The sequence below is a fragment of the Ensifer sp. LC384 genome (genome assembly GCF_001695865.1).
In the GTDB taxonomy this organism is placed as follows: Bacteria; Pseudomonadota; Alphaproteobacteria; order Rhizobiales; family Rhizobiaceae; genus Ensifer.
The window spans coordinates 371,274-379,605 of sequence record NZ_MBST01000023.1; the positions used below are offsets into that span (position 1 = coordinate 371,274).

Consider the following 8,332-nt stretch of genomic DNA (forward strand, 5'->3'; position numbering starts at 1 on the left):
CAGCCCCAGTCCGGTGCCTGACCGGAGAGGCTCTCGCGATGCCGAGGCACGCGCGAACGAAACATGTCTCAAGTTGCTCGGAGGCGACGGAAGAATGAACGGCAGCCAGCCGGCCACGAAAAGCCATTTTCGGCCCGACATTGATCTTCGGGCAAGCGCCGGCGGGATGTCGAACAGCACGCGGCTGGCGGCTTGCAGCCGGCTTTCGCGTCACGAAAGGCTGGAGGTGACGCGCAACGCGCTGGAGGAGCGCGGCACGATCATCGCCCGGGCTGCCTCTATCGCCACCGACACCACGACGGCCTTCAAAAGGGCGTATGGGGTTTCGCCGAAACACCGGCGCGCGTAAGACCGATCGATGAAACCACTTCTGATTGCCATTCCCGTCATCCTGCTGCTTGCCGTCATCAGCGTCATGACCGGCGTCGGCAGCCTCGCCTCCGGCCTTGGCGACGATGGGCGCGGCTGGCTGTTGATCGTCGAGAGCCGGGTGCCGCGCACCCTGGCGCTGATGCTGGCCGGAACCGGCCTCGCCGTCGCCGGTACCATCATGCAGATGCTCGCCCGCAACCGTTTCGTCGAACCCTCGACCGCCGGTACAGCGGAATCGGCTGCCCTCGGCATGCTGCTGACGATGATCTTCGCGCCGGCCCTGCCGGTTGCTGCGAAGATGGCCGTCGCGGCGCTCACGGCGCTGGCCGGCACGGCGTTGTTTCTCAAGATCCTGCGCCAGATCCCGCTACGCTCGGTACTGATGGTGCCGCTGGTCGGGATCATGCTCGGCGGCGTCGTCAGCGCGATCACCACCTTCGTCGCCTATCGCTACGATATGATGCAGTCGATGGGTGCGTGGATATCAGGAGATTTCTCCGGCGTGCTGCGCGGTCGCTACGAGCTGCTATGGATCGCCCTTGTCCTGACGCTGATCGCCTATGTCACCGCCGCCCGTTTCACCGTCATCGGCATGGGCGAGGAGATCGCCCGCAATGTCGGCCTCGACTACAACAAGGTGGTGACGCTCGGCCTTGGCATCGTTTCGATGGTGACGGCCACCGTCGTCGCCACGGTCGGCATGGTGCCGTTCCTCGGGCTGATCGTGCCGAATGTCATCAGCCTCGTCGTCGGCGACAATCTCCGGCGCACCCTGCCGCTGATCGCCGCCACCGGCGCGGGGCTGGTGCTGGCCTGCGACATCGTCGGCCGCGTGATCATCGCGCCCTATGAGATCCCGGTCGGAACCGTCATGGGCGTCATCGGCAGCGTCGTCTTCCTCTATCTGCTGCTTTCGAGGCGCGCCCATGCAGGCTGACATCAAAAGGGCCTCGCCCGCCGGCATGCTGCTCGTAACGGCAGCGCTCGCCCTGCTGTCGATGCTGGCTTTCATGACGTTCGGCGCCAGGGGAAGCTGGGCATTCATCCTCTCCTTTCGCGGCACCAAGCTCGCGGGCATGGTTCTCGTCGCCTATGCGATCGCGGTCTCGACCATCCTGTTCCAGACGATCTCCGGCAATCGCATCCTGACACCATCGATCATCGGCTTCGATGCGATGTATGCGCTGCTGCAGACGGTCATGATATTTTTCCTCGGAGCAACCGGCGCCACCGCCGTCGACCCGCGGTTTCAGTTCGTCATCGAGACGGCGGCAATGGTCGGCTTTTCCGTGCTTTTGTTCCGGGCGCTGTTTTCCGGAGGCACCCGCAGCCTGCATCTCCTGATGCTGGTCGGCATCATCCTCGGTGGGCTGTTCCGCAGCCTCTCTTCCTTCCTGCAGCGCATCCTCGATCCCAATGAGTTCGTGGTGTTGCAGGACCGCCTGTTTGCCAGCTTCAACACCGTCAACGCCGGCCTTCTCGGCATTTCCGCCATCGCCGTCTCCGCCGTGACCTTCGTTCTCTGGCGGCTGTTCCCGACCTTCGACGTGCTGTCACTCGGCCGCGAAAGCGCCATCGGCCTGGGTATCGACCATCACCGCACCGTCACCATCCTGCTTGTGCTCATCGCCGTTCTCGTCTCGGTCTCCACGGCGCTCGTCGGCCCGGTGACCTTCTTCGGCCTCCTGGTCGCCAGCCTTGCCTGGCAGATCACGCCGACGGCCAGCCATCGCTTCGTGCTGCCGATCGCCGTGTGTCTTGCCATCGTCACGCTCGTCGGCGGCCAGGTGATCCTGGAGCGCTTGTTCGCCTTCAACACCGCGCTCAGCATCGTCATCGAATTCGTCGGTGGTCTTGTGTTCATCTTCCTGCTTGTTCGAGGCTCCGCCCGATGATCGAAATTCGTGACGTGACCAAATCCTACGGCAGCAACGCGGTCGTCGACCGGGTCTCGATCACGCTGCCGGCCGGCGGCCTCACCTCGATCATCGGTCCGAACGGCGCCGGCAAATCGACGCTGCTGTCGATCGTCAGCCGCCTGATGCCGATGGACGAGGGACAGGTTGTGATCGACGGTCTCGATGTCAGCCGTACCGCCGGCGACGTGCTCGCCCGGCGCCTGTCGATCATGCGCCAGGACAACCACATCACCGCGCGCCTCAGCGTGCGCGACCTCGTCGCCTTCGGCCGCTACCCCTATTCGAAGGGGCGCCTGACGGCGGTCGACGTCGAACATATCGAGCGCTCGATCGCCTATGTCGGTCTGCAAGCCTTTGAGCACCGGTTCCTGGACGAGTTGTCCGGCGGCCAGCGCCAGCGCGCCTTCATTGCCATGGTGCTCTGCCAGGATACCGACTACATGCTGTTCGACGAGCCGCTCAATAACCTCGACATGAAACATGCCGTCGAGACGATGAAGCTGCTCCGGCGGCTGGCCGACGATTTCGCCAAGACGGTCGTCGTCGTACTGCACGACATCAACTTCGCCTCCGCCTATTCTGACCGCATTGTCGCCATGCGCGGCGGCAAGCTCGCCTTCGAAGGTGCACCGAAGGACATGATCGAGCCGTCGCGCCTGCAGGCGATCTTCGACGTCGACTGCCGCGTTCACGCCGTCGGCGAAAAGCGGCTCGTCAACTATTTCGAATAGGCTGACCGGTTCAATGGGAAGAGCCTGATACGAGCGGGCTGCCGCTGCGCGCCGCATCGGCGATCTTGTCCTCGTCGGTCACCGACGACAGACGCTTCAACCGGCGGCCGAGGCGAACGCTGACATCATCCATCACCGTGAACATCACCGGCACGAAGACCAGGCTCAGCATCGTCGAGGTGATCAATCCTCCGATGACCGCGATCGCCATCGGTGCACGGAAGGATGCATCCGCACCGACGCCGATCGCCGCCGGAACCATGCCGGCAACCATGGCGATCGTCGTCATGATGATCGGGCGTGCGCGGGTCGTGCCGGCCGTCAACAGGGCCGTACGTCGGTCAGCCCCGTCGTTCCGGCAGACGATCGCATGATCGACCAGCAGGATCGAATTCTTGCAGACGATGCCCATCAGCATCAGGATGCCGATGATCGAGGAGAGATCGAGCGCCGCACCAAAGAGGATGAGCGCCAGCGCAGCACCACCGATCGACAACGGCAGGGCAATCAGGATGGTGATCGGCTGCAGGAAGTCCTTGAAGAGGAGGACGAGCACCGCGGCAACCATCAGGATGCCGGCAAGCAAGGCGAGCGCAAAATTGCGGAACATTTCCGACATGTATTCGGCTTCGCCGTAATTCGCCTGGGAAACCCCCGCCGGCAGCTTGGTCATGGCCGGCAAGGCAGAAACTGCCTCAAATGCCGTGCCGAGCGTGATGCCGTTCAGATTGGCTTCGACCGCCATCAGACGCTTGCGGTTGAGGCGCTCGACACTGCCTTCCTCCGCGCCGAAGGAAATGTCAGCGACGGACGTCAGCGGTACCAGCTTGCCGGAGTTGGTACCGACACGCAGGCTGCGCAGCGTGTCGAAATCCGCCCGTGCGGTTTCGTCGAGCATCACACGGATCGGCACCTGCCGGTTGCCGAGATTGAACCGCGCCGAATTGCTTTCGCTGTCCCCCATCGTGGCAATGCGCGCCACTGTGCCGATCGACGTCACCGAGACACCGAGACGGGCAGCCTCGTCGAGGCGAGGCTTCACCAGCAGCTCCGGTGACAACAAGGGCTCGGTCGACTGCACGTTGACGAGGCCCGGCATCGCGCGCATCTCCTTTTCGAGTTGGCGCACCGTCTGGGTCAGCGCCTGCGGGTCGTCGCTGGTCAGATAGATCGACAGATCCTTCGCGCCCTGTTCGGAAGCAAAGGTCGCCTGGATGTCCGGCGTCTCCGCAAGCAGCGGCCGCAACGAAAGCTCGAATGCCTTGCGGCCGAGCTCACGCTCCTTGCGCGGCCGAAGCTTGATCAGCAGGTCGACCCGGTTGAGGTTGTCGGCGGTCGCAAGGACGCTGTCGACCTCCGGCCGTTCTTTGATCTTTCGCGTCAGTTCATCCGAGACGCGCGCCGTTTCCTCAAGCCGCGTGCCCGGCGGCAAGGTGACCTTCAAGGTCGAGAGATTGCTGTCGCTCGTGGGTATGAAACCGGTCGGCAGCATCGTCAGAAGCGCGATCGAGCCGACAAAGATCAGGGCAACGATGGAAAGCGCCGTCTTGCGGTGATCCAGTGTCCAGCCCAGCAGGCGAACATAAACATCGCCTATGCGTGAACGCTTCGCCTCATGGCCGTGCCCTGCCCTCGGGCGAAGCAGATATGCCGCCATCAACGGTGTCAGCAGGCGGGCAACCGCCAGCGAGAACAGCACAGCGATGGCGACCGTCAGACCGAACTGCTTGAAATATTGCCCGACCGCGCCACCGATGAAGCTGACGGGCGCAAACACGGCCACGATCGTCAGCGTCGTTGCGACGATCGCAAGCCCGATCGCGTCGGCGGCATCGATCGCGGCAAGGAACGGCCGTTTGCCCATGTCCACGTGCCGCTCGATGTTTTCGATCTCGACGATCGCATCATCGACCAGGATGCCGATGACGAGCGTCAGCGCCAGCAGGCTGATGCTGTTCAAGGTGAAACCGAGCAGATCCATGACCATGAAGGTCGGCAGGATCGATAGCGGCATGGCCAGCGCCGAGATCACCGTCGCGCGCCAATTTCGCAGAAACGCAAAGACGACCACGACCGTCAGCGCCGCCCCTTCCAAAAGGGCCGTCACCGCCGCGTCGTAGCTCTCCTTGGTGTATTCGACCAGCGAGATCAGTTCCTTGATCTCGACGCCGGGTGTGCGCGCCTGGATTTCCGCAAGCCGCGCGGCAACGCGATCGGCAACGACGGTATCGCTCGCGCCCTTGCTGCGCGACACCGAGAAGCTGACGACGGGTTCGCCGTCGAGCCGGGCAAAATTGCGCGGTTCGGATGAGGTGTCCTCGATCGTCGCCACGTCCGAAAGCTGAACCCAGCGGCTTCCGGAAATCGGTATCGACAGCCGCGAAAGCTCCTCGACAGAGGTGGCACTGCCGATCGTGCGGATCGATTGCTCGCGCCCGCCGATTTCGCCTCGCCCGCTCGGGACATTGGTATTGAGTTCGCGCATCGCAGTATTGACCTGGTCGGCGGTGACGCCGAGCGCCAGCAGGCGCTCCGGATCGAGCGACACGCGAACTTCGCGGTTGACGCCGCCCAGGCGCTGAACCTTCTGGACGCCTGGCAGCGTCAGAAGCTCGCTGTTCAAGGTGTCGTCCACGAACCAGGACAGCTCCACAGCCGACATGTTCGACGCACGCACGGTGTAGTAGACGATGGCGCTGCCATCGACATCGACGCGCGACACCACCGGCTCCTGGATCGACTGCGGCAGATCGGAGCGGATCTGGGCGACCGCTTCACGCACGTCATTGGCGGCGCGGTCCGGGTCGGTGCCGATCTTGAACTCGACCGTGGTCGTCGACACACCGTTGGTGACCGTCGAGCGAATGTGATTGACGGCGACCAGACCGGCAGCCACCCCCTCGACACGCCGTGTGACCTGCGTTTCCAATTCCGCCGGCTGGGCGCTCGGCTGGGTGATGGTCACGGTCACGACAGGAAACGACACGCTCGGGTTGGCGTTGACGGGCAGGCGCAGGAACGAGGCGATGCCGACGAGGGTCAAAACCACGAAGAGGACGATCGTCGGAACCGGCTTGCGGATCGCCCAGGCGGATATGTTGCTGGTCATTTCTGCACGCCTGTCTGAGTGGTTTCAACGTCCTTGGTGGCGACGGCCTCGCCCTCGCGAAGAGACACACCGGCCTTGGCAACCACGCGCTCGCCGGCATCGAGGCCCGACACGATCTCCACCTTGCCGTTCTGGCGCATTCCGGCCTGGACCGTCTTGCGCTTGACCCGCCCGTCTTCGACGGTGAACACCGAGGGTATTCCATCCGCTGTGCCGTAAAGCAGCGTCGAATCGTCGACCATGATGGCCGAACGTTCGGCAACGACGATTTCGGCCCGTCCGAACGTTCCGGCATAGGGCGGCTTGTCGGTCATGAGCGCAATCTTGGCCGTGCCAAGCCGCGTCTCGCTGTCGATTTTCGGATTGATCACACGCACATGGCCCTCGATCGCGTCCGTGCGCCCGGAAAGCTTGACCTTCACCTTCTGACCTACGGCAAGCAGCGGCAACTCGCTCTCCGGGATTTCGGCAGCAAGCTCGATCTCGCCGTCGCGGATCAGGCGCATCAGCGGTTCCGATCCGGCCAATGCACCGGCACGGGCAAGGCGTTCGGAAACGATGCCGGCGGAGGGCGCGACGATCACGGCGCGCTCGAGCTTGCGGCGCGCCTCCGCCTGGAGCGCCTGTGCCTGCGCATCGTCGGCGCGGGCGACCTTGACCGCCTCGATCGCGATCGCCACTGCCGAGATCCGCTCCTCGAGGAAAGTCTCGGCCTTCAGGTGGCGCAGTTGGCGCGCACGATCGAGTTTCTTTTCCTCCTGCCGGACGGTCTCTTCCTGTTGGGCAACCGCCGCACCGGCGCGGGCGACGCGCCCTTCGGCTTCCCGCAGGAGGTTTTCCAGCATCTCGGTTTCCAGCCGGGCAAGAACCTGGCCTGCAACCACCCGATCGCCGATCTCGACCTCGACCTTGGCGATCCGCTGCTCGGTCAATGTCGTGCCGACGGCAATCTCTTCGCGCGCGACGAAGATGCCGGCAAAGGACCGCATCCATTTCTGCGGCTGCCGGTTGGCAACAAGCGTCGAAACCGTGCGGGTTTCGGCTGCGGCATCGGCGTTCACCGACGCTGCAGCCTCGTTGGCAAGCGCCTGGCCGGCCGTGGCGACAAGCGTGAACGTGGCGACAATTGCTGCGCTCAGAACTGGGGAACGTCTCATTCTGGTTGGCTTTCGCTGGCGGGAACGGACACCGGGAACCCGTTGGGTTCGCGTGGCGTCGACAATTCCCTGATTAAGGCGCTCAGAAGAAAATTATTTATTCGATTAGTCAATCTACTAATTTCATCAGCTGAACACGTCAACAATAAGGCGGTCGCATACAAGCATTGCGGGAACATGGCGTCTCGGGCGACTAGGCCGCTTCCATTGACTCTGCAAGGCCTGGGCCGCATATCAGATCGATCAGTCTATTAAATAAAAATGGACCGTTGGGGAGAATGACGATGCGCAAGATCGACCCGGAGAAACATGCCGCAAGGCGGCAAGTCATTCTCGATGCCGCCATCTCCTGCTTTTCGCGTAAGGGGTTTCACGGCACGTCGACCGCGGAAATCTGCGCCGAGGCGGGTATGAGCCCGGGCAATCTGTTCCATTATTTTCCAACCAAGCATGCCATCATCGCCGCGATCGTGGAGGAGGAACGTCAAGAAACAGCGGAGTTTTTCCGGGAACTCCATGAAGCGCCGGATCTTTTTGCCGCGCTGTTGGGTTTCATGGACGTTGTTCTGGGGCTGGCGGCCGATCCTGTCTATTCCAGCCTCGCGCTGGAGATCGCCGCCGAGGCCATGCGCGACGAACGCATCGGCGAACTGGTTGCGGCGAATGACGCTGAACTGCGCGCCGCCCTCTCCGCTCTGATCAAAGCCGCACACGACCGCGGACAGATGGACGCCGCCATCGACCCCGAGGGCGGCGCACGCTGGCTTGCAGCGATCATCGACGGCGTCTTCGGGCGCATCGCCGTCGATCCAGGGTTCAAGCCGCTCGACGAGGCGCCGATGCTGCACCTGCTGCTGACGCGTTTCCTCTGTCCGACACGTTGAGCGGTCAACATTGTAGGAACAGGGAATCGCGGCATCAAGCGGCCGTCAAACCGGAGGGGTCCGTTTGTGCTAGCCGTGTGCTAGGGTATTTTGAATGCAAAAAGGGCTCCGATTTTCCTCGAAGCCCTTTGATATTGCTCGTAAACTTTGGGTGCGAGGG

The 8,332-nt window shown here is 63.1% G+C and carries 7 protein-coding genes; 5 read left to right on the forward strand and 2 right to left on the reverse strand.

Annotated elements, in window-relative coordinates; genetic code table 11:
• Positions 1–94 precede the first annotated feature (94 nt).
• The 4 genes from BC363_RS19360 to BC363_RS19375 are packed head-to-tail and all read left to right on the forward strand — an operon-like array spanning position 95 to position 3,022.
• Positions 95–349 carry a hypothetical protein gene (locus tag BC363_RS19360; RefSeq protein WP_065781101.1) on the forward strand — a complete coding sequence of 85 codons (255 nt, stop codon included), beginning with the start codon at positions 95–97 and terminating at the stop codon, positions 347–349.
• A gap of 9 nt (positions 350–358) precedes the next feature.
• Positions 359–1,309, forward strand: coding sequence for an ABC transporter permease (locus BC363_RS19365; RefSeq protein WP_065781102.1), 951 nt, complete (start codon positions 359–361; stop codon positions 1,307–1,309).
• On the forward strand, positions 1,299–2,267 hold the full coding sequence (locus tag BC363_RS19370) for an iron chelate uptake ABC transporter family permease subunit (protein ID WP_065781103.1): 969 nt from the start codon (positions 1,299–1,301) through the stop codon (positions 2,265–2,267). Before BC363_RS19365 ends, BC363_RS19370 begins: the two co-directional genes overlap by 11 nt.
• On the forward strand, positions 2,264–3,022 hold the full coding sequence (locus BC363_RS19375; RefSeq protein ID WP_065781105.1) for an ATP-binding cassette domain-containing protein: 759 nt from the start codon (positions 2,264–2,266) through the stop codon (positions 3,020–3,022). The genes BC363_RS19370 and BC363_RS19375 overlap by 4 nt, the downstream gene beginning before the upstream one ends.
• A gap of 10 nt (positions 3,023–3,032) precedes the next feature.
• On the opposite strand, the gene BC363_RS19380 is transcribed toward BC363_RS19375, so the two are convergent.
• Together BC363_RS19380 and BC363_RS19385 are read right to left on the reverse strand one after the other, a co-directional pair.
• Positions 3,033–6,131 (reverse strand): efflux RND transporter permease subunit, encoded by a 3,099-nt coding sequence (locus tag BC363_RS19380; protein WP_065781106.1) that lies wholly within the window; start codon positions 6,129–6,131, stop codon positions 3,033–3,035.
• Complete coding sequence (locus BC363_RS19385; RefSeq protein ID WP_065781108.1) at positions 6,128–7,288, reverse strand: efflux RND transporter periplasmic adaptor subunit; 1,161 nt, start codon at positions 7,286–7,288, stop codon at positions 6,128–6,130. The genes BC363_RS19380 and BC363_RS19385 overlap by 4 nt, the downstream gene beginning before the upstream one ends.
• A gap of 284 nt (positions 7,289–7,572) precedes the next feature.
• Here BC363_RS19385 and BC363_RS19390 point away from each other — a divergent pair, with 284 nt between their 5' ends.
• A complete protein-coding gene (locus tag BC363_RS19390) occupies positions 7,573–8,172 on the forward strand; it encodes a TetR/AcrR family transcriptional regulator (RefSeq protein WP_065781109.1) in 600 nt (199 codons plus the stop codon).
• Positions 8,173–8,332 lie beyond the last annotated feature (160 nt).